28 protein-coding genes and 1 riboswitch are annotated in these 26,176 nt (G+C 53.8%); of the genes, 6 read left to right on the top strand and 22 right to left on the bottom strand.

Going from position 1 to position 26,176, the window contains the following annotated elements:
• Nucleotides 1-22: 22 nt before the first annotated feature.
• The 7 genes from cbiB to NST23_RS06105 form a co-directional block, all read right to left on the bottom strand.
• On the bottom strand, nucleotides 23-982 hold the full coding sequence (gene cbiB, locus NST23_RS06135; protein WP_340963333.1) for an adenosylcobinamide-phosphate synthase CbiB: 960 nt from the start codon (nucleotides 980-982) through the stop codon (nucleotides 23-25).
• Between the two features lie 13 nt (nucleotides 983-995).
• Nucleotides 996-1,601, bottom strand: coding sequence for a histidine phosphatase family protein (locus NST23_RS06130; protein WP_122962805.1), 606 nt, complete (start codon nucleotides 1,599-1,601; stop codon nucleotides 996-998).
• Nucleotides 1,598-2,338, bottom strand: a complete 741-nt coding sequence (gene cobS, locus NST23_RS06125; RefSeq protein WP_122962804.1) for an adenosylcobinamide-GDP ribazoletransferase — start codon at nucleotides 2,336-2,338, stop codon at nucleotides 1,598-1,600. The genes NST23_RS06130 and cobS overlap by 4 nt, the downstream gene beginning before the upstream one ends.
• Complete coding sequence (cobU, locus tag NST23_RS06120; RefSeq protein ID WP_233454051.1) at nucleotides 2,335-2,865, bottom strand: bifunctional adenosylcobinamide kinase/adenosylcobinamide-phosphate guanylyltransferase; 531 nt, start codon at nucleotides 2,863-2,865, stop codon at nucleotides 2,335-2,337. Before cobU ends, cobS begins: the two co-directional genes overlap by 4 nt.
• Before the next feature lie 5 nt (nucleotides 2,866-2,870).
• On the bottom strand, nucleotides 2,871-3,977 hold the full coding sequence (gene cobD / locus NST23_RS06115; RefSeq protein ID WP_122962802.1) for a threonine-phosphate decarboxylase CobD: 1,107 nt from the start codon (nucleotides 3,975-3,977) through the stop codon (nucleotides 2,871-2,873).
• Nucleotides 3,977-4,516, bottom strand: a complete 540-nt coding sequence (gene cobO / locus NST23_RS06110; RefSeq protein ID WP_122962801.1) for a cob(I)yrinic acid a,c-diamide adenosyltransferase — start codon at nucleotides 4,514-4,516, stop codon at nucleotides 3,977-3,979. The genes cobD and cobO overlap by 1 nt, the downstream gene beginning before the upstream one ends.
• A 270-nt stretch (nucleotides 4,517-4,786) precedes the next feature.
• Nucleotides 4,787-5,008: riboswitch (cobalamin riboswitch) on the bottom strand.
• A gap of 180 nt (nucleotides 5,009-5,188) precedes the next feature.
• A complete protein-coding gene (locus tag NST23_RS06105) occupies nucleotides 5,189-7,279 on the bottom strand; it encodes a TerD family protein (protein ID WP_122962800.1) in 2,091 nt (696 codons plus the stop codon).
• Nucleotides 7,280-7,552: 273 nt separating this feature from the next.
• On the opposite strand from NST23_RS06105, the gene NST23_RS06100 reads away from it, so the two are divergent.
• Nucleotides 7,553-8,797, top strand: coding sequence for a copper amine oxidase N-terminal domain-containing protein (locus NST23_RS06100; RefSeq protein ID WP_122962799.1), 1,245 nt, complete (start codon nucleotides 7,553-7,555; stop codon nucleotides 8,795-8,797).
• On the opposite strand, the gene NST23_RS06095 is transcribed toward NST23_RS06100, so the two are convergent.
• Nucleotides 8,777-10,375, bottom strand: a complete 1,599-nt coding sequence (locus NST23_RS06095; protein WP_122962798.1) for an FMN-binding glutamate synthase family protein — start codon at nucleotides 10,373-10,375, stop codon at nucleotides 8,777-8,779. The two genes, NST23_RS06100 and NST23_RS06095, sit on opposite strands and share 21 nt — an antisense overlap.
• Before the next feature lie 213 nt (nucleotides 10,376-10,588).
• Between NST23_RS06095 and NST23_RS06090 the strand changes: the two genes are divergently transcribed.
• Entirely contained in the window at nucleotides 10,589-11,119 is a 531-nt protein-coding gene (locus NST23_RS06090) for a peroxiredoxin (RefSeq protein ID WP_122962797.1), read from the top strand.
• Nucleotides 11,120-11,212: 93 nt separating this feature from the next.
• On the opposite strand, the gene NST23_RS06085 is transcribed toward NST23_RS06090, so the two are convergent.
• Nucleotides 11,213-11,524, bottom strand: a complete 312-nt coding sequence (locus NST23_RS06085) for a hypothetical protein (protein ID WP_122962796.1) — start codon at nucleotides 11,522-11,524, stop codon at nucleotides 11,213-11,215.
• A gap of 281 nt (nucleotides 11,525-11,805) precedes the next feature.
• On the opposite strand from NST23_RS06085, the gene NST23_RS06080 reads away from it, so the two are divergent.
• From NST23_RS06080 to NST23_RS06065, 4 genes are read left to right on the top strand one after another with little or no spacing between them, the layout of a single operon-like run.
• Complete coding sequence (locus NST23_RS06080) at nucleotides 11,806-13,194, top strand: right-handed parallel beta-helix repeat-containing protein (protein WP_340963331.1); 1,389 nt, start codon at nucleotides 11,806-11,808, stop codon at nucleotides 13,192-13,194.
• Nucleotides 13,191-13,778, top strand: coding sequence for a nitrous oxide reductase accessory protein NosL (locus NST23_RS06075; RefSeq protein WP_122962795.1), 588 nt, complete (start codon nucleotides 13,191-13,193; stop codon nucleotides 13,776-13,778). The genes NST23_RS06080 and NST23_RS06075 overlap by 4 nt, the downstream gene beginning before the upstream one ends.
• A gap of 27 nt (nucleotides 13,779-13,805) precedes the next feature.
• Nucleotides 13,806-14,612, top strand: coding sequence for an ABC transporter permease (locus NST23_RS06070; RefSeq protein WP_122962794.1), 807 nt, complete (start codon nucleotides 13,806-13,808; stop codon nucleotides 14,610-14,612).
• A 4-nt stretch (nucleotides 14,613-14,616) separates the two neighbouring features.
• Nucleotides 14,617-15,345, top strand: a complete 729-nt coding sequence (locus NST23_RS06065; RefSeq protein ID WP_280648086.1) for an ABC transporter ATP-binding protein — start codon at nucleotides 14,617-14,619, stop codon at nucleotides 15,343-15,345.
• 141 nt (nucleotides 15,346-15,486) lie between these two features.
• On the opposite strand, the gene NST23_RS06060 is transcribed toward NST23_RS06065, so the two are convergent.
• From NST23_RS06060 to NST23_RS06000, 13 genes are all read right to left on the bottom strand, one after another.
• Nucleotides 15,487-16,404 carry a response regulator gene (locus tag NST23_RS06060; RefSeq protein WP_122962790.1) on the bottom strand — a complete coding sequence of 306 codons (918 nt, stop codon included), beginning with the start codon at nucleotides 16,402-16,404 and terminating at the stop codon, nucleotides 15,487-15,489.
• Between the two features lie 3 nt (nucleotides 16,405-16,407).
• On the bottom strand, nucleotides 16,408-17,676 hold the full coding sequence (locus NST23_RS06055; protein ID WP_122962789.1) for a sensor histidine kinase: 1,269 nt from the start codon (nucleotides 17,674-17,676) through the stop codon (nucleotides 16,408-16,410).
• Nucleotides 17,677-17,756: 80 nt separating this feature from the next.
• Entirely contained in the window at nucleotides 17,757-18,407 is a 651-nt protein-coding gene (locus NST23_RS06050) for an amino acid ABC transporter permease (RefSeq protein ID WP_122962788.1), read from the bottom strand.
• Between the two features lie 13 nt (nucleotides 18,408-18,420).
• The gene (locus NST23_RS06045) at nucleotides 18,421-19,074 is read right to left on the bottom strand and encodes an amino acid ABC transporter permease (RefSeq protein WP_063228395.1); all 654 of its coding nucleotides are present in this window, start codon (nucleotides 19,072-19,074) and stop codon (nucleotides 18,421-18,423) included.
• A gap of 83 nt (nucleotides 19,075-19,157) precedes the next feature.
• Entirely contained in the window at nucleotides 19,158-20,012 is an 855-nt protein-coding gene (locus NST23_RS06040; protein WP_122962787.1) for a glutamate ABC transporter substrate-binding protein, read from the bottom strand.
• A 33-nt stretch (nucleotides 20,013-20,045) separates the two neighbouring features.
• The gene (locus NST23_RS06035; protein ID WP_122962786.1) at nucleotides 20,046-20,774 is read right to left on the bottom strand and encodes an amino acid ABC transporter ATP-binding protein; all 729 of its coding nucleotides are present in this window, start codon (nucleotides 20,772-20,774) and stop codon (nucleotides 20,046-20,048) included.
• A 192-nt stretch (nucleotides 20,775-20,966) separates the two neighbouring features.
• Nucleotides 20,967-21,485: a DUF2179 domain-containing protein gene (locus NST23_RS06030; RefSeq protein WP_122962785.1), complete on the bottom strand. Its 519-nt coding sequence runs from the start codon at nucleotides 21,483-21,485 to the stop codon at nucleotides 20,967-20,969.
• Between the two features lie 174 nt (nucleotides 21,486-21,659).
• Nucleotides 21,660-22,586 (bottom strand): ADP-ribosylglycohydrolase family protein, encoded by a 927-nt coding sequence (locus NST23_RS06025; protein WP_173598473.1) that lies wholly within the window; start codon nucleotides 22,584-22,586, stop codon nucleotides 21,660-21,662.
• 78 nt (nucleotides 22,587-22,664) lie between these two features.
• The gene (locus NST23_RS06020; protein WP_122962783.1) at nucleotides 22,665-22,862 is read right to left on the bottom strand and encodes a hypothetical protein; all 198 of its coding nucleotides are present in this window, start codon (nucleotides 22,860-22,862) and stop codon (nucleotides 22,665-22,667) included.
• 114 nt (nucleotides 22,863-22,976) lie between these two features.
• Complete coding sequence (locus tag NST23_RS06015; RefSeq protein ID WP_122962782.1) at nucleotides 22,977-23,267, bottom strand: DUF3817 domain-containing protein; 291 nt, start codon at nucleotides 23,265-23,267, stop codon at nucleotides 22,977-22,979.
• Nucleotides 23,268-23,361: 94 nt separating this feature from the next.
• A complete protein-coding gene (locus tag NST23_RS06010; RefSeq protein WP_063228400.1) occupies nucleotides 23,362-23,883 on the bottom strand; it encodes a PadR family transcriptional regulator in 522 nt (173 codons plus the stop codon).
• A gap of 13 nt (nucleotides 23,884-23,896) precedes the next feature.
• On the bottom strand, nucleotides 23,897-25,420 hold the full coding sequence (locus NST23_RS06005) for an MDR family MFS transporter (RefSeq protein WP_122962781.1): 1,524 nt from the start codon (nucleotides 25,418-25,420) through the stop codon (nucleotides 23,897-23,899).
• 167 nt (nucleotides 25,421-25,587) lie between these two features.
• Nucleotides 25,588-26,157 (bottom strand): FAD-dependent oxidoreductase, encoded by a 570-nt coding sequence (locus NST23_RS06000; protein ID WP_063228402.1) that lies wholly within the window; start codon nucleotides 26,155-26,157, stop codon nucleotides 25,588-25,590.
• Nucleotides 26,158-26,176: the final 19 nt, after the last annotated feature.

Here is a 26,176-nt window from a genome sequence, read left to right as displayed (position 1 = left end):
TGTCTTTTCGCTCATCATCCGGCTAGACAAGTGCCAGAACTGCTGCAATCCCCAAACATAAAAGCAGGCACAGCAAGGAAGTGAGATACATCAGACGAATGGTTGCCGTGATATCGGCAGCAGCCAACGGCCGATGCGGGTCCCCGAGCCTTGCCCGATTGGACGGCACACCTTGGTAGTAGTTAAGACCCCCAAGCTGTACGCCAAGTGCGCCAGCCACCCCCGCTTCCGGCAATCCGCTGTTTGGACTTGGATGCAGGTGCGCGTCTCTTTTGATCATCGCCCAGCACTGTCTCCAGTCCAGTCGTTGCAGCCAGCTTGCCATGACCAAAAGCAGCGCGGTCAGGCGAGCGGGTATGTAATTCATCACGTCGTCAAAACGCGCGGACGCCCAGCCCAAGTTTTTGTACTTCTCATTTTTGTAGCCGACCATCGAATCAAGCGTGTTGGCCGCCCGATAAGCCATCGCCAGTGGCGCACCGCCCAATGCGGCGTAGATCAGCGGGGAAACAATCGCATCCACGATGTTTTCCGCTACCGTCTCCACCGCCCCCCGGCAAATTTCCGGCTCATCGAGCTGATCCGTGTCACGCCCTACAACCATCGACAAGGAGCTCCTTGCCGCCGCCATGTCATTTGCCAGCAGATGGCGGGCAATCTCCAGCCCAGCGTCCGCCAAGCCTTTTGTCGCGATCGTCGTGGAGATGAGCCAGGCTCCAACCACCCACGCGAGCAGTGGATGCACGAGAGCAGCCACCCACAAAATCAGCCAGACGGCGGCATAGCTGCCTGACACGATCAGGAGCGGAAACAGGATTCCCGCCAGCTTCAAATGCGATTCCCGCTTGACGACAGCGCGAATGACACGCTCCAGCCGCGTGATCCACCATCCGATGATCACCACCGGATGCGGCAAGCTGCGCGGGTCGCCTACCACCCGATCAATCAAGTATGCCGCGCACAATACCCACACTTCCGTCATGTTGTCCCTCTCTTTAGCTTCCCAGCCTTTGTCTGTGCCAGCGCTGCCCATCCCACTCCGCAAACAGCGCTTCTCCGTGCTTTAGCCCGTCTACTTGCCAGTATTGGCGCGGGTCTTTTGCAAGCCATGCCGCCTGAAACCAGCGAATCACTCCGCCGTGGGCAACCAATACGGTCGTTTCGTTTGGCTCCCGCTGTTGCCGATCCATCAGCTTGCACAACCAGCCGTCTACGCGGTGGCCCAGCGCTTGCAGGCTTTCCCCGTTGGGCGGACAGCAGTGAAAAGGATCGTCGTACCAGCGCGTAGCCCGCTCGCAATCCGCCTGCATCAGCTCGTCGTAGGTCAGCAGCTCCCAGTCGCCAAAAGACAGCTCCCGCAAAGCCGGAACAGAGATGATCGGCACATCCCATACGTCGGCCAGCGGTTGGGCCGTCTCCATGCACCGGAGCAAATCGCTGGCGTAGAGCGCATCAGGCCGTTCGATCTGGCGGGACAAGCGCTCTGCCAGTTCACTCGCCTGCCTTTTTCCATCTATGTTCAAAGGGACGTCGCTATGCCCGAGATATCTGTGTTCCCGATTGCTGTCAGTCTCGCCATGGCGTATCCAGACCCACCTCATAACCACCAACTCCCGACCAGTACAAGCAGCATGACCGCCTCGCTGCTCTCGATGACAGCCCCGTAGCAATCCCCGTTCAGCCCGCCCAGCTTGCGGGCAACCGAACGACAGAACAGCAGAGCGAACAAGCACGATCCAGCGATCGCCGCGACGACCTGCCAGCCGCCTGCCAGCCAGCCAACTGCGAGCAAAGCCACATAGCCGATGACGATCGCCCACAGCGACAATCCGGCGCTGATGCCTTTGCCGATCCCTTTATCCGCCGACAAGTACGGCCAGAGCCGAATGGCAAGCAGGACATGGGTCCGCGCCGCTGCGGGAACAAAAACGAGGAGCAGCCCCCAGCCTGGATGTGTCAGCTCTGTCAAAGCGCCCGCCTTGAGCAGCAGTAGCAAAAGCGCCGCCAGCACGCCAAAAGCACCCACGCGGCTGTCCTTCATGATCGCAAGCACTTGTTCTTTTGGCCTGCTGCTGCCCAATCCGTCCGCCAAATCCATCCAGCCGTCGAGATGCAGTCCGCCTGTGATGTACACCCAGACGATGAGCGTCAACACGGCGGCAAGCCACGGACTGAAGAGCGAAAGCCCTGCCTGGTGGACACCCCATAGCAAAATACCTATGACCAGCCCGACAGCCGGATACCAGTTGACGCTTTTTTTCCACGCCTCATCGGATGGGCGCAGCCACGGGACGGGAATCCGCGTAAAAAAGGCAATCGCGTGCCAAAATGCATTCATCCTTTGATCCTCCACGGGATTCCGGCCATTACCGCGTAGACGGCATCCGCCTGCCGTGCAGTCTGTTGATTGACATCCCCGAGCACATCGGCGAACCATCTGCCCAGCCGATTCATCGCCACTCCGCCCAAGCCGACCTCGCTGGTGACTGCGATCACTTTTTGCGGGGAGCGGCTGACGAGGGCAAGCCACGCCTCCAGTTCCTGCAAAAGCGCTTCGGTATGCTCCTGGCTGCGCCACTGCGCTTCCTCGACGCTCATCAGCCGATTGCTCACCCATGTCGACAAGCAATCAATCAGCACGACCCCGTAGCCTGATGCAACGCTCTCGTAGTCGCAAAGCCGCTCCCCTACCTCGACGCTTCCCCATTGACTTGGACGGCGCTCTTTGTGCCGCTCGATCCGCTGCTTCATCTCTTCGTCCCAGGCTTGCCCCGTTGCTACGTAAAGAACTCGCTCGCCAGCCTGTTCGGCCAGCTCTTCGGCAAAGCGGCTCTTGCCGGAGCGAACGCCGCCTGTCACCAACACCAGACTCAACGCTTGCCGCCCCTTTCATCCCGCACCTCGCGCAAGACCGCCATCAGGCGAGCATTTTCCGCACTTCCGCGAACCGCGATGCGCACGTCATGGGCAGTCAGTCCGGGATACATCGCGCAATTGCGGATCAGCACCCCTTTTTTGCCAAGCCATTCTTGCAACTGGGCCGCCGGCAGCTCCCCCGGCGAGCGAACGAGCAAGAAGTTCGCCTCTCCCGGCCACACTTGCCATCCCAGCTCCTTGCCGACGAAGTCGAGCAATTTGGCCCGCTCTTCGGCGATCAGGCTGCGGGTTTTTCGCTCGTACTCCTGCTCCATCAGGCACAGTTCCCCCGCCAAAAGGGCCAGCGCATTCACGCTCCAGCTCACTTGCTTTTGCCGCATGTTGGCGATCACGTCTGGATGGGCGATCGCGTATCCCAGACGCAGGCCGGGAATCGCATACATTTTCGTCATCGACCGCATCAAAATGACCCATGGAAAGCTCTCCAGGCGACTCGCCAGCGTAAACTGCCGTTCTTCCGCCACGAAATCGAGAAAAGCTTCGTCCACGACCAGCCAGGTGCCTGTCTCTGCCGCCCAGTCCGCCATTTGCAACAGCTCCTGCGGCTCGTACAAGATCCCGGTCGGGTTGTTCGGCGAGCCGACAAATACGAGATCAGCCTGTTCAAACAGCTTGTACAGCTCGGCGCGATCCGGCTTGTAGCCGTTCTCTGCTTTTCCGTAGCAACCAATGACACGCGCGCCAAACTGCTCGGAAAGCTCTGCATATTCCGAAAAGCACGGATACACGACGCCGACTGTCTCTGGTTGCAGCCCGAGAATCGCCAAAGCCATCGCTTCCGCCGCTCCATTGGCTGGCAAAAGATATGCTTCCGGCAGTCCGAGACGCTTCGCCAGCGCCTTGCGAAACTCGCGGTGTCCCGGGTCCGGATAGCGCAACACCGCAGACAGCGAATCCAGCAGCATGTCCCTGACCCGTTCCGGCATGCCGAGCGGATTGATATTGGCGCTGAAATCGAGAAACTCTCCAGGCTTTACGCCAAAGCGTTGCGAGGCGGTCAGCAAGTCGCCACCGTGACCATACGTTTCCAGCACGTTCATTAAAATTCTACCCCCAGCACTGCTGGTATTCCTTCGTCATAGTAATGCTTGAGCGGCTTCATTTCTGTCACCAGATCAGCCATGTCCATCACTTCCTGCTTGGCGCTCCGCCCCGTCACGACCAGATGCACATGGCTCGGCCTGTTTTGAATCGCTTCCAAAACATCCGAAAGCGGCAGCACATCGTCAATGGGAAAACGGTCGATCGCCAGCGCGTTGTTCAGCTCGTCCAAAATCACGACGTCATACGCTCCCGAAGACAGCGTTTCCCGGGCAAAAGTCCACGCCTCCTTGAGCGCTTCCCGATGCTCCTCTGGCGTCTTCGTCCACGTAAAGCCTACGCCCTTTTGCACGATCTCGATGCCGAGCTTGTCAAAAATGATTTTCTCTCCATACGTCCGCTCAGGCGACTTGATGAACTGAATCATAATCACCTTTTTTCCCCGCCCGGTCGCCCGTACAGCCAAGCCCACCGCTGCTGTCGTCTTTCCTTTTCCGTCTCCGGTATAGACCAAAAACAGTCCACGTTTATTGCTCACAACGCACACCCCCAGATTGAAGTGAAGACCTTGCTGTCATTTTGACCCTACATACTTTTCAGGGCCCCCGTCAGTTACCTAAAAAGGATAGTTTTCTCCAGCCCTTTTCAGGTACTTTTCGGGGACCCCATTGTCCAGTCCAAAAAGTGTCAGCGATTGCTTGTCAGGCGCACAAAAAAACGCTTTGTTTTCCAAAATCTAGAAGGAAAACAAAGCGCGGATAGCTGACAAAAACAATCCTCACCTCTTCCTTTGACCCGAAGGAAAACAGTGCATACACCAAAACAGGCAGGTTTCCTGGCTCAAGGATCATCACTCTTCTTCTCCTTCCCGCCTCGTAGTGGGGCAGTGGATGGCGCCGTTGCCAGGAAGAAGAGCTACTCTTTTACAGTGGCGGGACCGCGTTGGCATTTCACCAAACTTCCCTTTTAACCCTGTCTTTCACGAAATAAGCACTCGCAAAAACACAAGGACCTGTTTTCTATCCTATTCAAATGTCGTTCATTCATTTCAATAACACTCACTTGTTTTAATAATAGCAAATGCTACCGTGGATTCAAGCAAAAGCTGCAAATCGGAGAGGGAAAATGGAAAAACACGGAAAATCCGAGGGAGCGATTCTTGCAAACAACGAAAAAAGCCAGCCTGAGCTGACTTTTAAACTTCCCATCATTAACCAGCGAGGAAATCAGCCAAGATCACTTCCATGTCAAACGGGGTAATCCCCTCTTCCATGGAAAAAACCGTGTCTGCTTCCTCCATCCGGTCGGTAATCGTCCCTCTCGCCTGTGCGTGCAGGGTGAACAGCTCGTGCAAGGTCGGCTTCACAAGTGTCGTCAGCGCGCGGCCCATCCATTCGATACCGCCGCCATTTGCCTCTACGTTGTTGACGAAGCGCGGATGCGAACGCAGCGCGATGTCCGTCCAAATGACTTTTCGCTCTGCCAGATCGAGAATGACCGGGAGGCAGATCGTCGAACGGGCAGCGATGTCGGCTTTATCCTGAACTGTCAACGGTTCAAAAACTTCGCCGGACTCGGGCTGACTGCGGATCATCCAGCCTGCGAAGCACTCCGGCAAATCGCAATACGGCTGGCTCGTAAACGAGTTCAGTGACATCACGACATAGCGCCCGCCGTATCGAAGCACTGACTCGATATCGACATCGATGAACTCGCACGCTCCGTTCGGCGCCTGTACGACATCGCCGCTATGGCAGGCGCGATACTTCGCGGACCGCAAATTGGTGTAGGACACATGCTCCATGTACGTCCACTTCTCGTCATACAGGACAGCGGACAAATCGATATCTACCCGCCCGGTAGGGACATCGTTGACGATCCCTTCCTTCCACCAGGTGAAAAAGCGGATCGTGCTCCCCTCGGGGATCGGCAGTCTGGAGCCGCGCGCTATCGTGCGCAACGCCTTGCTTGCCGATCTTTGGGAAAAAGGCACCAGTTGCTCGTGCAATTGCGGGTCGATATAAACTTTTCCGAGAGTAGGCAAGGCAGAAAAGCGCCGAATCAATACCTCGCGACATATCCCGGCTGCACGCGCGCGCTGTTCATCCGCCAGCTGCGGAAGCATATTGGGGATCGCCTGTACTTTTGCCACTTCTCCTTTTGGAAAGAACGTTCGCCACTCACCGTATCGCTCCCGCTTGTCAAAGTGATTCATCACCTGCAAAAGGACGGGGGTCGATACAGAAGTCGCTATCTGCTCAAAGGAGCGCAACACCTGATCGCCCGCTTCCGTCAAGCGGAGCATGTGATCCAGCCGTCGGGCAAATTCACCTGGCCGTTGCATCAGCAATCTGGTCGCTTCTTTTATATCGCACGCCAGGATCGCCAGCTCGACCTGACTGTTGAAAGTCTCGATGCGCCGATTGTTGCGCAAAATATCAAACGCTTCCGCTGCCCGCGGATAACGGTCTTTGTATTCAAAAGGATGCAAAATCTCCCCGAGGCGAATCCAGCGGTTTTTATAGCGCTGCATGTCTTCCGCCAGGTTCGGGCTTGCTTCCAGCAATCGAAGCAACAGCCTGCGCTCGGCCCGTCTGAACTTGCGAAACTTCGCAGGGGCAGCCAGGCTGACATCCCCGTCGGACAGAGCCGTCGCCAGTCGCAGAACATCTGTTGACGTCTTGCAATACTTCGCAAAAAAGTCAGGCGGCATTTTGTCGGCCCGAAGCAACACGCTCGCCACGACAGCGGCATTTTCCTTGTGCGGGATTTCCGGCGGCAAAGCTTCCGCAATCCCTTTGCAACCGTGAATCAAGCCTTTCAAGTCTTCCTTGTCCTGAGCGGAGAGCGAGCTGTTCGCCCGCAGCATGTTCATGCCTATTTGCAGCAGCTCTTCGTCCGTTCCCAGTTGAATCACTTTCAAACGGGATTCTTTCAGGAGCGGCAGCCGCTTTTTCACTTCATGCACGGGAAGCTGCCACGTCAAGTAATGGATAATCGCCTGGAGGTACAGTTCCCCGTCGCTCGCTTCCATGACCTGGCGCGGGAAATTCGGATAAAAAGGCTTGAAGCGCCTGGAGGCACCGACCATGTCTTTTAAAACTCTCACTACCTCCGAGTAGAGCGGGAAAAATTCCGCTTCGGACAGCGTGCGGATTCGCTCGATCAGCTCCAGGGAAAACGTGTAGCCCAAGCTCTCCATATTGCGCAAGGCCGCAGCCAAGTAAGAGACAGGCAATTCATGCTGTCCCGCTTTCACAATCAGTTTGTTTTTCCGGCGAAGGTAGATTTGATTTTTCATCGGCAGCAATAAAAAAAATCAGGAAAGCAGTACCCCTAATATCCAAGTTGAGTAGAAGGAAGGTGTACAATAGCCTGATTTTTTTGTTCCTTTTGTCATTTTTATACATATTATCCTGTTTGCCATAGGTTGTAAAGGCTCTCCCGAAAAATAGGAGTTTCTTCACAGGCGGTCTGTTTGGCCTTGCATCCTTTCGATCAGGCACTGGAAAACAACCCCATAGTACAATAAGACAGCACCTGCCTGAAATGAAAAACATTGAGGACATGACAGATGAAAAAAATTCAGCAAATCATGGCGCTGGCTGTACTGCAAAGCGCTGTTTCCTTCGGCACTCCTGTCTGCGCACAGCCCGTCGACGTCACGGTAAACGGGCAAGCTGTCGCCTTTCCCGACGTCCAGCCGTATGTAGACGCACGCTCGCAACGTACGCTGGTGCCCGTCAGATTCGTGGCTGAAAAGCTCGGGCTGCGCACGCAATGGGATGCAAAAACCGGACAGGTTACGCTGCAAAACGCGACAACCACGATCAGGCTGACGGTCGGTCAAAGCATTGCGCACGTGAACGGCAAGCAAGTCCAGCTGGATACGGCGGCTGCGCTCCGCAATGGCCGGACAATGGTGCCGCTCCGTTTTATCAGCGAATCATTTGACGCCCGGATCGATTGGAACGCCGAGCGCAATCTGATTGTTATCGCGACAGCCGCTCCAAAGCAGCACAGCACGTGGCTGTGGGATGCGTCCTTGCTTTTGAGCGGTCAGGAACAGGAGCGAATGATTGAATTTGCCGCGGAACAGCAAGTGACGAGCATTTACTTGCAAATCGACAAGGACATTCCGCAAGCTGTATACCAATCGTTCATGCAAAAAGCGCAAAAAAGGCAAATCAAAGTAGAAGCATTGAACGGCCGCCCCGGATGGGCTTTTCCTTCCGGCCACAGCCAGATCGAGGCTTTTATCGACTGGGTCGAAGCCTACAATGCGGCTGTCGCCCCTGAGGAGAGGTTTTCCGGGCTGCATTTTGACATTGAACCGTACGTGCTTCCCGAATGGAAAAGCGATCAGACACGGGTCGTCAGCAACTGGATGGACAGCATACGCCTGATCGAGCGCAGAACAAAAGCGAACGGTCTGCGGCTTACGCTGGACATTCCTTTTTGGCTGCATCAGGTCAAGGTTCCCGACACCCGCTACAGTTTGAGTGCGTGGATGCTGGAAAAAGCCGATGCGGTGGTCATCATGGATTACCGCAACTCCGCTTTGGGCAATGACGGAATCATCGCCAATGCCCAGCCGATTTTGCGGGAAGCGGGCACATTGGGCAAGCAGGTCATCGTCGGAATCGAAACCGCCCCCAGCGCGGAAGGTGCCCATACGACTTTTCATTCGCTGCCGACACATGTGCTGAAAACAGAGCTTCAGCTCGCCAAGGAAAAGCTCGCTCAGCACGCAAGCTACGCAGGCTTTGCCATTCATGACTACAACCACTGGACGAAACTAAAGCAAGACAGCTTCTGAGTGTCCGGGCTGCTCGGGCTCGGGATACGGGAACAAATCCGCTACCCGCACGCTCTGGCCGCTTTCATTCGTGTAGACGACATGCTCGCGCGTAAAATCACGCGGGCTTTCCAGTCCACAGGCTGCGGCGAGCGAAAACAAGCCTTCGCGCAACTGCAAAATGTAGTTCATGACCCGCCACTGCTTTTCTTCCGGGGCGAGCGCCTCCTGGTATTTGGCGTCCGTGGTCGTAATTCCGGTCGGACACTTGCCTGTATGGCATTGCATCGCCATGATGCAGCCGTTCGCCATCATGAAGCCGCGCGCGGAGTTGACAGCGTCCGCCCCTAAGGCGAGAGCAATCGCCACTTTGTCAGGCGTGATCAGCTTGCCGGACGCAAAAATTTTGAAGCGGTCACGCACGCCGAATGTCCGCGCCACATCGTCGAGGATGAGCAGCGCAGGATAGAGCGGCAGCCCCATCCCGTCCGCCATCGCTTTGAAAGTCGCGCCAGAACCTCCCTCCGAGCCGTCAACCGTAATGAAATCGGGGTAAATATCCAGCTCGGTCATTTTGGCGAACAGCGGCTCCAGCCTTTTGGCGTCACCGACGACGATTTTAATTCCCACTGGTTTTCCGCCCGCTTCCTGCAACGTGCCGACAAACCGGAGAGCTTCCTCTGGTTTGGTCAGAAACGCAAAACGGTTGGGGGAATTGACCGTTTTGCCCACAGGCACCAGCCGCGCTGCCGCCACCTTTTCTGTCACCTTGGAGCCTTCGAGATGGCCGCCCCGTATTTTTGCCCCTTGATGAAATTTCAGTTCAAACGCTTTGATCGCAGGCTGACTCGCCTTGCGCTTGTATTCCTCGATCGAGAATCGCCCTTCGTCATCGCGGTATCCGAACATGCCTGGCCCGATCTGTGCGACGATATCCGCGCCTGTAGCGAGGTGGACTTCCGCCACGCCCCCTTCTCCTGTGTTGATCCAGGAGCCGCCCGCCATTTTGGCTCCGCTTCCCGTAGACAAAATGTAGTTTTCTCCGACCGCCCCGTACGATGTGGCAGATGCCCCGAACATGCCTTTGAGCCGCCACGGGTGTTCGCGGCGCTCTCCCACGACAATCGCATCCTGATCAGCCAGCAGCCACGGCTTCACTTGTTCCTCGATGAACTTTTCCTGGCGAGTGAACAGGCCCTCATCTGTAATCACGTACTTTTTGCCCACAAGCACTTGCTCGTTGTCTACCCGCAGCTCGCTCGTCAGCTTGGGAAACATGGCGTTGGACAAGTAAAAGCCCGGCTTTTCGTAATCTCGTCTGCCGCCAAACGAGATGAGATCCGTGCGGTATTTCGCCGCGTAGACCAACCCGACGAAATCAGCGCGGGAAAACGGTCTGCCGTCTGTGTCGTTGTCAAACCAGTATTGGCGAAATTCCGGCCCGAGCTTTTCCAGCAAATAGCGCACCCAGCCCAAAAACGGGTGCGAGCGGATAATCGAATGCTTCGGCTGTTTGGACAAGGCGTACATATATCCGAAAAAGACAAGCGGCGGCAGTACCACCACCACGAGCACTATGATCAAAAGTATCGACTGCATCTTGTTTCCCCTCCGGCATTGAGCATCTTCGTTCATTAGGATGCTACCTGATCCTTCCTCTCATACAGTACGGCGGTTTAGGGCAATTCCGCTCCTGTTTTTGTGCAAAATATTATTTAAAGTAACTTTCAAATGATATTGATTATAAATATCATTCATGATAATTTGATAGCAGAACCATACATCATGCCTACAGAAACGAGGAGATTCTCGATGAGCGCACGCATTGGACTTCCCGCACCCGATTTTACGATGGACACCGTGACGTTTGACAACGGCTTCCCTGTTCCGAAAAGCTTGGTCGATTACCGCGGCAAGTGGCTGCTGCTATTTTTTTATCCATTTGATTTTTCCAAAGTATGCCCGACCGAAATTCTCAGTCTCAATCGCCGAATTGACGAGTTCCGTGAGCTGAACGTCGAAGTGCTCGGCGTCAGCGGAGACAGTGTGCATACGCACAAAGCCTGGATGAGAGCAAGCGACGGAATCGGGCCGCTGTCGTTCCCGCTGGCTTCTGATTACAGCAAAGAAGCGACCAACAGCTACGGCGTGCTCGATGAAGCGACCAAAGCACCCCTGCGGGCGAGCTTCATCATTGACCCGGAAGGCATCTTGCAGTATGCGGTTGTCTCCAACTCCAAAGTGGGCCGAAGCGTAGATGAGACATTGCGGGTCATTGAAGCTTTGCAATCCGGCGGCCTGTGTCCGATGGACTGGAAGCCAGGGCAAAAAACGATCTCTTAACAGGCATACAGCAACTGACAGGCAACGAAAAACCTCGACCGAATGAGCTGGTTGACAGCTCCGGTCGAGGTTTCTTTTTGGCGAACAAACAGCCTAATCGTACTTCTCGTCGTCCACGCGTATTTGCCCGTCCACGATCAGCTCCAGCTCCGTTTCGAAGTTCAGCACGATTTCGCCCGGCATCTGGTCGGCGACCTCTGCCAAATCGGGAAGCAGCAGCGCGTCTTCCAGCGATTCGGGCTTTGCTGGCAGCTCATTGAACCAGCCGCGAATCGCATCCATCAGCTTGTAAAACGACGCCTCGAACTGGTTGGCGTCATCTTCGGCGTCATCCTCATGGCTTCTTTTCATCCGCTCCCACGCATCCAGCGTCTGGCGCAGTGCTTTTTCGATCGTCGCGTCCATGCTCCGCCCTCCTTTTCGCTCCTGTATTCTTCCTAGCTAGTATGACCGCTTTCGCTGCCCTTTTCCAGCCTTTCCGGCACCTCCGCTTTCGGATGAAGTCCCTTCCATTTTTTATAATCGTTGCGATTTTTGACACCTTTTATAGCCCGTTTGAGTCATACGCAAATGAATCGGGACTGCTATCCTAGTCTTAGCTGGCAGCCCCTTCCCTCAGGAGGAATTATCGAGAGCTCTCATTACAAAGGGGGGAACGTACCCTGACTCGTACTAGGAACAAAAAAATGGCGCTTCGCCAACTGCTGTCTGCTTCCCTGGCAATCGCGCTTGTCATGCCTGCTGCCCTCACAGCGCTGGCGGAAGAGTCCGCAGACTCCTTGCAAGCACAGATCGACCGGGCGGCATCAGGCGAAACTATCACGATACCGGAAGGCAAATACGAAGGGCCGATTCGCATTACGAAGCCGCTCAAACTGGTGGCAGACGGAGACGTCAAGCTGACCAACCCGAGCGAGGAAGCTGCCTTGATCATCGCGGCAGACGACGTTACCTTGCAAGGCATTACGGTGGTGGACAGGAGAATCAACAGCGAGGACGCCTCGATTATCGTCAAGGGCAACCGCAATCTGCTGGAAAAAGTCACCGTGGATACGATGGGAACGGGCGTTCAGTTGCGAGGGGCCAACTCCAATACGCTGCACAAAGTTTTCGTCATCGGCAAGGTAAAAGACAGGGGCAGTACGAGTGATGTCGGCCACGATCACAGCGCTCATCTGTCCAAAAGCCAAAGCAAGCCAAAGGTGACGGTTCAGGCTCAAAAAGGAAACGGCATCGACCTGTACGACTCGAATGACAATCGGCTGACCGACAATCAGGTGACGAACGTCTTTGACGGAATCTACCTGGAGAAAAGCAGCGGCAATCAACTGGAGCAAAACTGGGTGGAAAAGTCGCGCTACGGCTATCACCTGATGGGCACCACGAATACAACTTTGAAAAACAATACCGGCAGCGAAAATGTGACGGGCGCCATGCTGATGGAAACAAGCGAAGCCACAGTCATCGGGAACCAATTTTTGAAGCAGCAGAAAAACCCGAACTCCCAAGGCATTTTGCTGTACGATGTGCAAAACTCGCTCATCACGGACAACCGCATCGAAGGGAACCGGGTCGGACTGTACCTGGAACGCTCGACCGGGATTACCGTCAAAGGCAATCAACTGGCGCTCAATTTCGTCGGGATGCAGCTCACGTCCTCTTCGCAAAACACGTGGACGAACAACCAGTTCATCTCCAATGTCATCGCGGCGCAAGCCCAGGACAGCGCCACTGACAACATAAACGGCAACTATTGGGACAACTTGCTCGGTCTTGACGTAGACGGCGATCATATCAGCGATCTGCCGTACGAAATGAACCCGTTTTACCTCGGCCTGACTGACGCCGTTCCCGCCTATCAGCTGTTTTTCCAGTCGCCGGGCTTCGTGTTTCTGGAAAATTTGTTCACAAACGGCGCAGGCAGTCCGATTCGGGACAACTCGCCGCTGATGCCGACATCCGCTGTCTTGGCAGCCGATGCCCAAACGACCAGCGGCTGGGGTGCTGGCATACTTGGCCTCATTCTTTTACTGGGAAGCTGTACATTCATATACGTAGGAGTGAAGAAATCATGATGAAATTGAAAAAATGGGTAACCACACTGGGAGCAATCGCAGGAATCAGCCTGCTCATGGTCGGCTGCGGAAAAGAAGAAGCACAGCCTGTAGACATCGCGGAAGGCGTAGACAAATGTGACCTCTGCCACATGCACGTGCCGAACGACCACAACGCAACAGAAATCATTTTGAAAGACGGCAAAGCGCTGAAGTTCGACGATATCGGCTGCTTGCATGAATGGACGAAAGAACACGGAACAGACGAAGTCGCCATGCAATACGTTCGCGATTACTATACGGCAGAGTGGACAAAAGCCGATACGGCAACTTTTGCCTACGACAAAGAATTTAAAACGCCAATGAGCTACGGCATCTACTCGTTTAAAGACAAAGCGGAAGCGGACAAATTCGTGGCGGAACAAAAGAAAGGCGTCGTCATGAACGCGGAAGGCCTGAAAAGCCACACGTGGGAACGCAGCATGAGCGAGCATATGAAAAAAGACGGACATTCTTCGGGCGGACATCAATCCGGCGGTACGGAGAGCACTCCTGCCCCAGCACACGGCAATGGCACAAGCACGCCAACGACTACACACCACTAATACCACGAATAGAGGAAGTGGCGAGCCTTGCACATCAATCTGATTGCGAAAAGGGAAGTGAAGGTAGGTTTCCGCAATCCATGGGCCTACTCTTTCATGGCTCTGTTTTCCCTGTTTAGCCTGGGGCTGCTGGTGATCCAGTCGCAGTCCTACATGAAAGGCTACACGTATACGACAGGCACCATGCTCAATCTGATTTTGTATTTGCTGCCACTGATGACGATGCTCCTCTCCTCTTTCTCCCTGACTGCGGAGAAAGAGGAAGGCAGCTGGCAACTGCTCTCGACCTACGCGATGACGACCTCGTCGTTTCTCATCGGCAAATACGTCGGCCAGGCGCTCGTCCTGATTGCCATCGTCAGCTTTGGCTACGGCATCTCCGGGGTGGCTGGACTTTTGCTCGGCAAAAGCTTTGCCTTTTCCACCCTGCTGTTCCTGCTCGTCTTCTCGATTTGTCTGATCCTTTTATTTTTAGGAATCGCCATGCTGATTGGCGCGCTGTGCCGGAATCGCTGGCAAGCTTTGACCATGGGCGTCAGCATCTGGTTTTTCTACATCTTGGCCTGGCCGACGCTGTTGATTTCCTTGCTCAGCTTCGTGCCGTACACGTGGATCAAGCCCTTGCTGCAAATCGTGACTTTTTTCAATCCAGCTGAATTTGTCCGCGTCTATTCTGTGACCCGGCTTGGCGGCGGTGCCATTTTCGGGCCGGAATACTACAAGTGGATTTACTGGATCGACTCGGCGCTCGGCGACGTTTGCTTCGTCGCACTCTGTCTGCTGTGGATTAGCGCTACGCTGTTTATCGCTACCCGGGCATGGGAAAGGAGATAAAACGATGCAAACATTCGGCCTTACCGTCGATCAGGTAAGCAAGACGATCAACGACAAAACGATTGTCCATCCTTTCAGCCTGCGCATCGAGCCTGGCGAAGTGGTCGCTCTGTGCGGCGGAAACGGAGCGGGAAAAAGCACGATCCTGCGCATGCTGGTAGGCATTCTCCGTCCCACTACAGGCACGATTCAGCTCAACGGCATGAGCTGGGAGGAGCAGCGCGTCGACTATTTGCAGCAGATTGGCTACATGCCTGATCATTTCTCCTTCACGGCTGGTCTGACTGCACGCGAAACATTGGAGTTTTACGCTGCGCTGCGCAATCGGACCGCAGAAGATGCCGACCGGATGTTGAAAGCCGTCGGTCTGCACGATGCCCGCAACAAGCGCGTTTCGCATTTTTCCAAAGGCATGCAGCAACGCCTGCTGTTTGCCCAGGCGATCCTGGCAAAACCGGCCTTGGTCGTCCTGGACGAGCCGACAAACGGCCTCGACCCTTACTGGATGGACGCCTTCGTCGATCTCGTGCGCGAGCTGCGCCTGGCGGGACAGTCGGTCATCTTCTCCACTCACCAGCTTCAAGTAGCTGACGCCGTGGCTGACCGCGCGATTTTCCTCATGAACGGACAAATCGTCCGCGACGACACGATTGATCAGTACCAGGAGCAGTACGGCAATGTCGGACTGTACGGCGCGTTCGCGGAGCTGGTGTCTCGGGCGCATGCGCAATAAAAAAGCTTGGGATTATTCCCAAGCTTTTTGCTTTTATTCAGTTCATCGATTTGATTGCAGCCATTTCGGCAATCATCAGCGCTGTCGCTGTCTTGGCAATCCCTTTCCCCTGAAAAGCCTTGTCTACCATGATTTTGTAACTCAAATCGCCTTCGCTTCCATATAAAAAACAGATAAAAACTTTTTCACGCTGATGCGGCATTTCGTCGTCTTTTCTCCGGCTTCCAGCTCCTGCATCCGTTGGCGAATTTCCTGGAAGTCAAACAAGCGCGGGGCAAAATGCTCAAAAGTCGGGTTCGCGTAATCCGTCAAACCGAGCGAGGACAAATGCGTAAACGCTTGCAACACCATGCGGCGAATCCGCTGCTCCATCGCCCGTACCTCTTTGGTCAACGCCTGCTCGTCGAGGCTGCCGTGCAACTTGAGCAAAATTTGCGTGTACAGCTCCTTCAGTTGCAAATCCCGCAGTTTGTCCACTTCCCGATCGTTTTGCGCCAGCCAGCCCATGATGACGAGCAAATCGTGCGCCCCCGCCTCGCTTGCGATCCCGAGCTGCAACAGCAGCTGTCTCGCTTTTTGCGCCAGGCCCTCCTCGTCGGAGGAATGAGCTTTCAGCCCGCCCGTCGGCTGCTCTTTTCCTTTGACATCAAGAATTTGCAACGACTTGCGGATAGATTGCAAAGAGGCTTCCAGCGTCAAGTAATCAGACACCCTTTTGAGCACTGCGATGACCTCCAGGCGGTTGATCGGCTTCTGGATAAACGTATCAATCCCCTGCAAATAAGCCTCTCCGATCATCTCCTTGTTCTCCACCTGAGAAACCATGATGAACCGGCCCGCGAACCCTTCCGCTTGCAACTTCTTGATCGTCTGGATGCCATCCAGCCCAGGCATGAGCAAATCGATCAGGACGACATCTACTCCGTAAAGCTGATCGATGGAGACACAGTTGCCATCGCTTGCCTGGCCGACGATCTCGCCCAGGCCGCTGTCCGCTATGATTCGCTCCAGCATGCGTCGCACTACGGCATCGTCTTCAATCAAAAAGAAACGTATCATCGGTTATCCTCCCTCCCCTCTCAGCAATTGATGAGTCGGAATCCGCACTTCAAAATGAGTCCACTCTCCCAGATCGCGCAAAATGTGCAACTGTCCCTGCAAGCTCTGCACGATGCCTCTAGCATGTGTCAGGCCAATCCCGGTGGATGCGTTGCCCTGCGCGTCGTATTTCGTCGTATAGCCCGGTTCAAACACCCACTCCCGTTCATCCTGCGAGATTCCCGGCCCGGTGTCCAGCACCTGAAAGACGATTTGCCGCCCTTCCAGTCTGACGTTCAATTCAATTTTACCCGATCCGTCGATTGCTTCTACGGCATTCGCCACCAAATTGTTCAGCACAGACAACAGCGCATAAATTTGATTGGTCGCCAGGCTGACCTGACAGCTCCAGGCAAACTCGATTTCTTTTCCGAGCATCTCCGCATACTTCTGATTCGCTCGCATCACCAGCTCGCACAATTCGCCGACAGGCATCTGGGGAGCCAGTCCCTCCTGATTGATCAGCTTGGAAATACCTGCGAGAATGCGCTGCGAGTCTTTTTTTACCTCGTGCACATGCTCGGCAATCGTCAAAGCCGTAGGAGATTCGGCATGCTGCGACGTCAGCAGCCGCCTGTACAACCGATAGCTTTCACGGGTGATGTCCTCCAGTTGCGTCATCGATTTGCGCAAGTAAAACGCCTCTTCGTAAAGCTCGGTATTGATCATCCGCAGCCGTTCCAGCTCTTGCTGGCGCACCTCGCCTACCGCACGAATTTGCCGGATCGAGACGCTGTTGTACAGACCGACAGCGAAAAAGCTGCGCAATACGCCGAAGAACAAGAGCATGAAAAAGCCTTGCCACGTAAGCGGCGGAAAACCGTTCAAAAACTCGCGCACCTGCAATTCGACCAGATTGGAAGCAAAGTCGACAGAAGCTCCGATCAGCCCCATTTTCAGCGGAAATTCCACGTAGTTTCTTGCCCGCAGCACCCGGAACAAAATGGCAAAGCTGAAATAGTAAAACGCAGAGGGAAGGTGATCATACACACTTTCCAGCCACGGGCCGTAGCCCATGAGCATGTCCATGCCGACCCGAAAGCCGAGGATGAACGTCCCGGTTAAAAAGCCTGTCGTGATCACAGGTACGGAAGAAAACCAGAGCAAACCGAAAGAAAAAGCAGCAATCCCCAGCGAGAAGCGAAACGATCCTCCAAGCGGATTGACCTTCATCTCTCCGAAAAAGGCCGTTGCCAGCATAATAATCATGAGGACCAACAGGCGCTCGCGCATAGATTCCCCCCTTTCCTACGCAAAAAGATCTCCCATTCCTATTTTACTAAGAACTGGAGATCCGAACAGATGCTTTTGCATCAGGCGTGTTTGTTTTCAAGTCGTTTGGACACGATCGACAAGGCGTAATTGACGACGAAGTACATGACCGCTACCAGCAGGAAGGTCGGGATCACGTAGTTGACGTTGCGCCCGTTGATGATTTGCGCGTGGTTCATCAGCTCTGGCAGGGCGATTACGACGGCGAGCGACGTGTCTTTCAGCAGCGAGATGAACTGGCTGACGATCGGCGGAACCATCCTTCGCAAAGCTTGCGGCAAAATGATGTGCCACAGCGTTTGCACGTAGGTAAGGCCCGATGAACGCGCAGCCTCAATTTGCCCTTTTTCCACCGATTTTAAACCGCTGCGCACGATCTCCGAGAGCATCGCCGCTTCAAAGATGACCAGTGCAAGGACAGCTGCATAAAACTTGTCGAGCTTGATGCCGACTTCCGGCAAAGCAAAGTACGTGAAAAATATAATCAACAAGAGCGGCAGGTTGCGGATCAGCTCGACGACTGTAGCCAGAGCTTGGGAAACACCGGGAATATTGGCGTAGCGCAGAACCCCGACGACGATCGCGATCGCAAAGCTGAACACAATCGCTAAAAAGGCAACTTGCAAAGTAAGCCAGAAACCTTCGAGCAGGAAGGTCAAATGACTGGGCGCGTATGCTCCGATAAAGTCCATGTTTTCCCCTCCCTTAGCGGCTTCCAGCCAAGCGTCGCTCCCAATAGCTGACGAGCATGCTCAACGGAAGTGTCAAAATCAAATAAAAGATGGCGACAAAAATGTAAACGTCAAACGTCACGAATGTGTCGGCAGAGATCAAATCCCCGAAGTACATCAGATCAAGACCCGCGATAACGCCAAGCACCGAGGAATTTTTCACCAGGTTGATAAACTGGTTGCCCATCGGCGGAATGACGACCTTGATCGCTTGCGGCAAAATGATGTAGCGCATCGCCTGTCCGTACGTAAGTCCCGAGGAACGGGCTGCTTCCATTTGTCCTTTTGGTACAGCCAAAATTCCGGCGCGGATAGTCTCCGCAATGAATGCTGCGGTGTACACCGTCAGTCCAAGCGTCCCGGCTACGAATGGCGCCAGCAAAATGCCCATGGCAGGCAGACCGACAAAGAACAGAAACACGACGAGAATCAGCGGAATGTTGCGGACGAACTCCACGTAAGCCGTTCCGATCCAATTGAGCGGGCGAATCGGCGAAATCCGAAAAATCGCAAAAAGCGTTCCCAAAACAAAGCTCCCGACGAGAGCGAGCAGGCTGGCTTGCACCGTGTTCCAGAAGCCTTCGAGGTACATATCCCAATGATCAAACAAGATGGAAAAATCGATCATAGCTGTAGCGATCCCCCTAGTCGTAAGAAAATAAGGGAATGAGCGGCGAAGTGAACCGCTCATCCGTCATGGAGTAGAACCGCTTATTTTTTTGGTTTTTCCCCGATCCATTTTTCATAAATCTTGTCGTATTCGCCGTTTTCCTTCATTTCTTTCAGCAGGTCGTTGACGGCTTTGACAAACTCGGCGTCGCCTTTGTTGATCGCGATACCGTACGGCTCTTCGGTGAACGTTTCTTCTGTTACACGGTAGTTCGGATCTTGCTTCGCCATTCCGTACAGGAGAGCGTTATCGGTAGTGAGCGCATCGCCTTGTCCAGCCTTGAGCGCTGTGAAGGCTTCTGCGTAGTTTTCAAATTCGAGCACTTCTACATCAGGCGCGCTGGCGCGAATGTTTTTCGCAGAAGTGGAGCCTTTGGCTGTCAGCACTTTCATCCCTTTTTGCAGGTCTTTGAGTCCGTTGATCGGGCTGTCTTTTTTCACGAGCAAAGACTGTCCAGCCAGGAAGTACACATCGGAGAAGTCTACTTCTTTTTTGCGGTCCTCGGTAATGGTCATCGTCGCGATAATTGCGTCAATTTCCCCGTTTTTCAGCATCGGGATGCGCGTTTTGGAGGTTACTTCCTTCAACTCGATTTTGTTTTCGTCGCCGAGCACTTTTTTCGCAATCGCTTTGGCGATATCGATGTCGAAGCCTTCTACGTTGCCGGACGCCGGATCTTTCAAACCGAACAGGTTCAGGTCGTACTTGACGCCGACGACAAACTTGTCTCTTTCTTTGATTTTTGCCAATGTTCCGGTACCAGCTGCCGCACCAGCGCCAGTCGAAGCGGTTCCTCCCTCCGACTTGGCCCCGCCACAGCCTGCCAAAGCAGTTGCGCTAAGCATCAAGACAAGACCCATTCCTGCGATTTTTTTCCAGACGTTTTTTGTTTTCATTTGATTACCCCTCATCTCTTTTTATGTGAATGGCTAGTGATTCAAAATTCGGCTCAGGAACAGACGCGCACGCTCTTCACGCGGACTTGCGAAAAATTCCTGCGGTGTCGCTTCTTCCAAAATCGTTCCCTGGTCCATGAACACGATGCGATCGGCCACCTCGCGGGCAAAGCCCATTTCGTGCGTGACAACGACCATCGTCATCCCTTCTTTTGCAAGCGTCTTCATGACGTCCAGCACTTCCCCGATCGTCTCGGGATCGAGCGCTGAGGTCGGCTCGTCGAACAGCATGATTTTCGGACGCATCGCCAGTCCACGGGCAATCGCTACGCGCTGCTGCTGCCCGCCGGAGAGCTGGGTCGGGAATTTTTCCGCCTTTTCCGGAATCCCTACCTTCTCCAAGTAATAGAGCGCCGTTTCTTCTGCTTCCTGTTTGGAGACACCCAATACTTTGATCGGCGCAAGCGTGATGTTTTCCAGAACAGTCTTGTGCGGATACAGGTTGAAGTGCTGGAACACCATGCCGATATCGCGGCGCAGCTTGTTGATGTCGGTATTTTTGTCGTTTACTTTTACGCCGTCCACCAAAAGCTCTCCGCTTGTAACCGTTTCCAATCTGTTGATGCAACGAACCATCGTACTCTTCCCCGAACCGGACGGGCCGATGACGACGACAACCTCTCCCTGGTTGATATGCAGGTCGATGTTTTTCAAGACGTGGAAGCTTCCGTAATGTTTGTTGACTTGATGAAAACTGATCAACCAGATCCCCCCTTGCTCTCTTTCATAGTTTGTATCGTAAAGGCGAACTACCCGAATCTACAGAAAAATACAAATCAATTTTATTTCTCTTTATAATTTTCTAAATTGTGAACGGAATTTAAGCACAAAAAAGGCCAGTTGCCCCCATGCCTGCCCGGCACAAAAGTCAACTGGCTTCGTTTTTGGATCGCCTTATCCCCGCAGACGGTTCACCCAGAAACCGCCCTTCAAGTGTTTTGGCTCAAAAGAAATGACAAAAGCTTTAGGCGCGATCTGCTGAATGAGCTGCCACAGTTTTTTTTCGTTGCTGCGCTTGGTCAGCACTTGCATCATGAGCCGATGCCCATCGCGGCCTTCCGCTACCCAGGAAGTGACGCCAAAGCCATGTTCCCGCAGCTTCACCGGAACGTCCAGATCGACAGAATCGACCACCACCTGGAGCGTCACATAGCCCAGGGCCAAATATTCCTCGATCTTGCTGCCGATGTACACGCCCATTCCCCACCCGATACAGTAAGCGGCGAGATTGACCGGATTGTCCAGGTTATCCAGAACAATCGCCAGTCCTTTCAAATACACGAACACTTCCACCATCGCCAGGAGCGAAGCCAACACGCGGTACCCTTTGATCACCATCAACAGTCTCAACGTAAAAAAAGACACGTACAAAATGTTAATCCCGATGATGATCCACACAAACTCGAAGCCCATTTCTCCCCTACCCCCACCCAGACCGGGTCATTGCTGTTTTCCAATCACGTCTCGAATATAAACGATGTGCCGTGCAAAATCTAGCTGGAAAAGGACGCTTAAAATTTTCCAGCGAGCCGCCTTTCACCAACAGCCCAAAACAGCTTAATGACCAAAAGAATTGGGTAGATTTGCTCAGTTCGCCCGCCGATCCAGCAGCTTGTCAGCCATCTGCTCGATCAGCTCGCGCTTGGCCAGCAAATCGAGCATTCGCTTGGGCAGTGCCTCGACTCCGTAGTAGGCTCCTGCCAATTGACCGTAAACAGCCCCGGTCGTATCCGCGTCATCACCGAGATTGACAGCGCGCAACAAGCCCGCCTCAAATGTGTCTGTCGTGCAAAAAGCCCACAGCGCTGCTTCCAGCGACTCTACCACGTACCCTGATCCTTTGATTTCCGTCTCTGCTTTGCCTTTGTACGAACCAAGAGCGACGCGGGCAATGCCGGGATCAAGCGGTTCCTCTGCCCACAAATTCTCGACAGGCGAATAGGCTCCCGCCAGCAATTGATCTTTTGGCACGCCCTGCAAAGCTCCCAGCAACAGCGCACCCAAAAACCGGCAGCCATCTACCGCTTGGGCTGCCGCATGCGTCGTGCGCGAGCTTTGGGCGCACATGTCGATGGCTTGCCTCGGCTCGCCTGCGAAAAAGAGCGCTACAGGAGCCAGCCGCATGATCGAACCGTTTCCAGCCGTCCTCGGGTCTGTCGATCCGCTGTATGGCTGTCCTGTCTGTTCATACCGCCACAGCGCTTCCTTTGTCGCATTGCCGATGTCAAAACAGTGATCCTTGCAGCTCATGTACCCTTTGCGATACCAGGCCAAGTAACGGTTCATTTGATCCTCTGGATCGAACCTCCCCGTCTCGCTCAGGCTCTCCGCCAGGCACAGTGCCATGGAAGTATCATCCGTCCATTGACCCGGCTGCAAATCAAACGGCCCTCCGCCGATCATTTCCGTAAGCGGCTCAAACGTGCCTGGCTTGCGAAATTCCAGCGTCGCTCCAAGCGCATCCCCTATTGCCAAACCGAGCAAACTGCCTGCATAACGCTCACGCAGTTCCATAGCCAACACCACCTTTTAACAGAATTATCAATCTATTTATCAGCAGGTCAGAATAGGCTCTTGCCTACCCTACCTCCTTCAGACAAAACATCTGGCAATCACACTCTTGCCGACATGCTGCTCGTCCAGCTCGTCAGACGCCACCTTCTCGTCGCTTTGCGTGAAGGTAATAATCTGCGGCATTACCAGCTTGTACCGATTCTCCATCACGGTTTCCAGCACATACTGCCCTTCGTTATCCCACAAAAGAACACCTGCCAAAATCCTGGTCTCCACACAGATCCTCCCCCGTCGTGGTAAATATAGACAACCCACCTACGATTGAACTTATCTGCTGGTGCAGCAAAGACGGGTACGATGACCCGCCTTTCCTCTGCGCTCTTTGTTGTTTTATTGCTCTTTTTTCAATCGTGCATCCAGAACAAAATTGCCGAACGGCAACAGAGACGCGATAAACGCCACGATTACCTTCAAAATGGACCATCTGTCCTTAAATGTAACATGAGCCAAGGCCAAAATATAGAGGACAAAAAACAAGCCATGCAATGAGCCTGCGACTTTTACTGCGTCCGGAAAATCGAGGTAGTACTTGAGCGGCATCGCAATCAACAGCAACACCAGATACGAAATTCCTTCAATAATGCCGATAACGCGAAAACGTCCGAGTGCGGTATTCATCATGGGCGGATACCATCCTTGCTTGTAATTATCATCATTATAAACGAAAAACTATCTAAATGATGAGAATTGTCCATTGTTCATAATAAATTCAAAATCAGCGGCCCCATGATTGTTCGCGAATGCGTTCCATCCAGCGCACCTCGGCATGCAAATGCTCGATCGCCCCAATCAGGATCGTCTTCGCCCCCCAATTCAGCTGCTGCTGCTCCATGATCGATTCGAGCAAGGCAGCGAGCCGTTGCACCTCCTGGATGTTCACGGCCAAAGCTTCCCCCATTTTTGCGGGATCGCCATGAGAGGCGAAGGTCAGAGCTGTATAAATCGGATTGGTGAGTTGCATCGGCTTGCGCATTTCCTGCAAAAGCAGCTCCTGAAACTCCGCCTCCCCTGTTTTGGTGATGCGATACATTGTCTTATCCGGGCGGTTAGACTCGCGAATGACTTGCGTAATCTCGATCATCCCACCCTTTTCAAGCTGATTGATGGCGTAGTAGAGTGAGCCTTTGGCGTATTTGACGTAGCAATCGATTCCTCGCGTCTTCACCTGCTGCTGGATTTCATACGGGTGCTTTTCCCCTTCCATCAGCAGCCCTAAAATAAGCAATTTCAAACTCATGGCTACTCCCCTCTTACCCGCGTTCAGGCTTGGCTTGCGGAGCCTTTTTTCCCGACGTTACCACTCGCTCATTGCCCATCAGCAAAATACAGACGACCGCGAGTAGAGCGGGAACAAGCGCCCACAAAAACGTGTGAGCGATGGAAGAAGCAAGAATGTCCGTCATTTTTTCCAGCACGGGAGCCGGAATCGCAGCTCTTGCTTCCGGCGTCAAAATCGCGCGCGGATCGGTGATCGCACCAGCTGCACCTTGACCGGAGAAAGCAGAAGCCATGCCATTTTCAAACTGGTTGCGCTGCAAAATGCCAAACACCGTAATCCCCAGCGTCATGCCGAGCGAACGGGAAAAAGAGTTCGTCGAGCTGGCCGATCCACGTTGACGCATGTCGAAGCCATGAATCGCGGATATCCCGAGAACCGAGAAATTGAACCCGACGCCAAATCCGGTAATCGTCATGAAGATCGTCACCGTAGAGCGAGCCATGTCAGGCGACAAGGTGCTGAGCAGGAACAATCCCGGTACGAAAAAGACCGCTGACAGCAGCATGATGTTGCGGAAGCTCGTTTTCGTCGTGAGAAAACCGCCGACCTGGCTGCCGACAACCGAACCGAGCATCATCGGCGTCAGGAGCAAGCCGGAATTGGATGCAGACCCGCCATATACCCCTTGGATGAAGATCGGCAAATAGACCGTCGTGATGATAAAAGCGGCTCCGTACAGCAGAGCGACTGCATTCGTCGTAGCGAACAATCTGCGTTTAAACATCGCAAACGAAATAATCGGTTCCGAAGCTTTCTTTTCCACAAACAGAAAAATCACGAACAGCAGGAAAAACGCAGTGAACAGTCCGATGATTTGCACGGAGTTCCATGCGTACTGATTGCCGCCAAGCTCCAGGGCAAACATGAGACTGACGACAGCGCCGACAAGCGTGATCGCTCCCCACCAGTCGATGCTTTGCTTGCGGTGCTCAAGCGACTCTCTGTAGTACCTCGCGATAAACCAGAGAGACAGCGCCCCGATTGGCACGTTGATGAAAAAGATCCAGTGCCAGCTGACGTACTCCGTGATGTACGCTCCGAGCAACGGCCCGAACACGCTGGAAGTACCGAAAACCGCACCGAACAGCCCCGTCATTTTCCCGCGCTTTTCCGGCGGGAACACGTCAAAAATGATCGTGAAGGCAATCGGCATCAAAGCGCCTCCGCCGATCCCCTGAATGGCGCGGTAAATGCTCAATTCGATGATGCTGTTTGCCGTTCCGCACAAAATCGAACCCAATAAGAAAACGATCAGGCCAAATATGTAGAAACGCTTGCGCCCGTACATGTCGGAAAGCTTGCCGAAGATCGGCATACCCGCCATCGTCGCGACCATGTAAGCGGATGTTACCCAGACGAATTTGTCCATGCCGCCCATCTCGCCCACAATCGTCGCCATGGCAGTCGCCACGATCGTGTTGTCCATAGACGCGATCAAGAGCCCTAACAAGAGGCCCGCGACGACAAAATTCACTTTGCTTTCTTTGGCGATCATTGCCGTTGTCCTCCCTGATAGTCAAATCAAACTAATATTCCTTATTATATTCAAATTTGACCATTTGTCTGTAAAAAAATATTGAAGAACTCCAACTGGCTTCTCCTTCTCTTCGCGCGATACAAAAACACCTTCTCTCCCAAAAGAGAAGGTGCCTTACTTTTCGCTTAGTTCGTTTTCAACACGTCGTGATCGACATAACGCTCGCCATTCAGCTCGCTGATGACGTTGATCGCAACTTTGGCGCCATCGCCAGAAGTAATGATCGTATGTACGCTCACGCCTGCGCACGTGCCCGCTGCCCAAATGCCGTCGATGTTCGTTTTTCCTTGCGCGTCTACATCTACTATTGTTTTGATTCTTGGCTCCGTGCCATCTTTCGTATTCAAGCCGATTGTTTCCGCGAGAGCTGTGACTGCTCCCGTCGCCAAAATGACGTGCTTCGCTTCGAACGAGCCTTTTTCCGCCGTTTCGACTACCAGTCCTTGCTCGGTTTTCGTCACGTTGGTTACTTGGTCTTCCACCAGCTCTGCTCCGAATTTCGCAGCCTGTTTTTTCCCCGTTTCAATCAGGTCAGGGCCAGAGATTTCCATGATGCCATAGTGGTTTTCCATCCAAGCGCGTTTGGTCATGCTTTTGTCATTGTCAATCAACAGCGTCTTTTTGCCTGCTTTTGCAGCGAAAATCGCTGCGCTGCCTCCCGCTGGACCTGCTCCAATAATCACGATATCAAACAAAGAAATCTCCCCTTTCCAA

The organism is Brevibacillus sp. FSL K6-0770 (genome assembly GCF_038000275.1).
In the GTDB taxonomy this organism is placed as follows: Bacteria; Bacillota; Bacilli; order Brevibacillales; family Brevibacillaceae; genus Brevibacillus; species Brevibacillus parabrevis.
This window is presented reverse-complemented; position numbering and strand designations above follow the sequence as displayed.

What these genes read in the sequence shown, in the direction of transcription:
- cbiB (WP_340963333.1), bottom strand. Translation starts at nt 982, where the DNA reads ATGACGGAAGTGTGGGTATTGTGCGCGGCATACTTGATTGATCGGGTG.
- NST23_RS06130 (WP_122962805.1), bottom strand. Translation starts at nt 1,601, where the DNA reads ATGAGGTGGGTCTGGATACGCCATGGCGAGACTGACAGCAATCGGGAA.
- cobS (WP_122962804.1), bottom strand. Translation starts at nt 2,338, where the DNA reads ATGAATGCATTTTGGCACGCGATTGCCTTTTTTACGCGGATTCCCGTC.
- cobD (WP_122962802.1), bottom strand. Translation starts at nt 3,977, where the DNA reads ATGAACGTGCTGGAAACGTATGGTCACGGTGGCGACTTGCTGACCGCC.
- NST23_RS06105 (WP_122962800.1), bottom strand. Translation starts at nt 7,279, where the DNA reads ATGAAAAATCAAATCTACCTTCGCCGGAAAAACAAACTGATTGTGAAA.
- NST23_RS06100 (WP_122962799.1), top strand. Translation starts at nt 7,553, where the DNA reads ATGAAAAAAATTCAGCAAATCATGGCGCTGGCTGTACTGCAAAGCGCT.
- NST23_RS06095 (WP_122962798.1), bottom strand. Translation starts at nt 10,375, where the DNA reads ATGCAGTCGATACTTTTGATCATAGTGCTCGTGGTGGTGGTACTGCCG.
- NST23_RS06090 (WP_122962797.1), top strand. Translation starts at nt 10,589, where the DNA reads ATGAGCGCACGCATTGGACTTCCCGCACCCGATTTTACGATGGACACC.
- NST23_RS06085 (WP_122962796.1), bottom strand. Translation starts at nt 11,524, where the DNA reads ATGGACGCGACGATCGAAAAAGCACTGCGCCAGACGCTGGATGCGTGG.
- NST23_RS06080 (WP_340963331.1), top strand. Translation starts at nt 11,806, where the DNA reads ATGGCGCTTCGCCAACTGCTGTCTGCTTCCCTGGCAATCGCGCTTGTC.
- NST23_RS06075 (WP_122962795.1), top strand. Translation starts at nt 13,191, where the DNA reads ATGATGAAATTGAAAAAATGGGTAACCACACTGGGAGCAATCGCAGGA.
- NST23_RS06065 (WP_280648086.1), top strand. Translation starts at nt 14,617, where the DNA reads ATGCAAACATTCGGCCTTACCGTCGATCAGGTAAGCAAGACGATCAAC.
- NST23_RS06060 (WP_122962790.1), bottom strand. Translation starts at nt 16,404, where the DNA reads ATGATACGTTTCTTTTTGATTGAAGACGATGCCGTAGTGCGACGCATG.
- NST23_RS06055 (WP_122962789.1), bottom strand. Translation starts at nt 17,676, where the DNA reads ATGCGCGAGCGCCTGTTGGTCCTCATGATTATTATGCTGGCAACGGCC.
- NST23_RS06050 (WP_122962788.1), bottom strand. Translation starts at nt 18,407, where the DNA reads ATGGACTTTATCGGAGCATACGCGCCCAGTCATTTGACCTTCCTGCTC.
- NST23_RS06045 (WP_063228395.1), bottom strand. Translation starts at nt 19,074, where the DNA reads ATGATCGATTTTTCCATCTTGTTTGATCATTGGGATATGTACCTCGAA.
- NST23_RS06040 (WP_122962787.1), bottom strand. Translation starts at nt 20,012, where the DNA reads ATGAAAACAAAAAACGTCTGGAAAAAAATCGCAGGAATGGGTCTTGTC.
- NST23_RS06030 (WP_122962785.1), bottom strand. Translation starts at nt 21,485, where the DNA reads ATGGGCTTCGAGTTTGTGTGGATCATCATCGGGATTAACATTTTGTAC.
- NST23_RS06025 (WP_173598473.1), bottom strand. Translation starts at nt 22,586, where the DNA reads ATGGAACTGCGTGAGCGTTATGCAGGCAGTTTGCTCGGTTTGGCAATA.
- NST23_RS06015 (WP_122962782.1), bottom strand. Translation starts at nt 23,267, where the DNA reads ATGATGAATACCGCACTCGGACGTTTTCGCGTTATCGGCATTATTGAA.
- NST23_RS06010 (WP_063228400.1), bottom strand. Translation starts at nt 23,883, where the DNA reads ATGAGTTTGAAATTGCTTATTTTAGGGCTGCTGATGGAAGGGGAAAAG.
- NST23_RS06005 (WP_122962781.1), bottom strand. Translation starts at nt 25,420, where the DNA reads ATGATCGCCAAAGAAAGCAAAGTGAATTTTGTCGTCGCGGGCCTCTTG.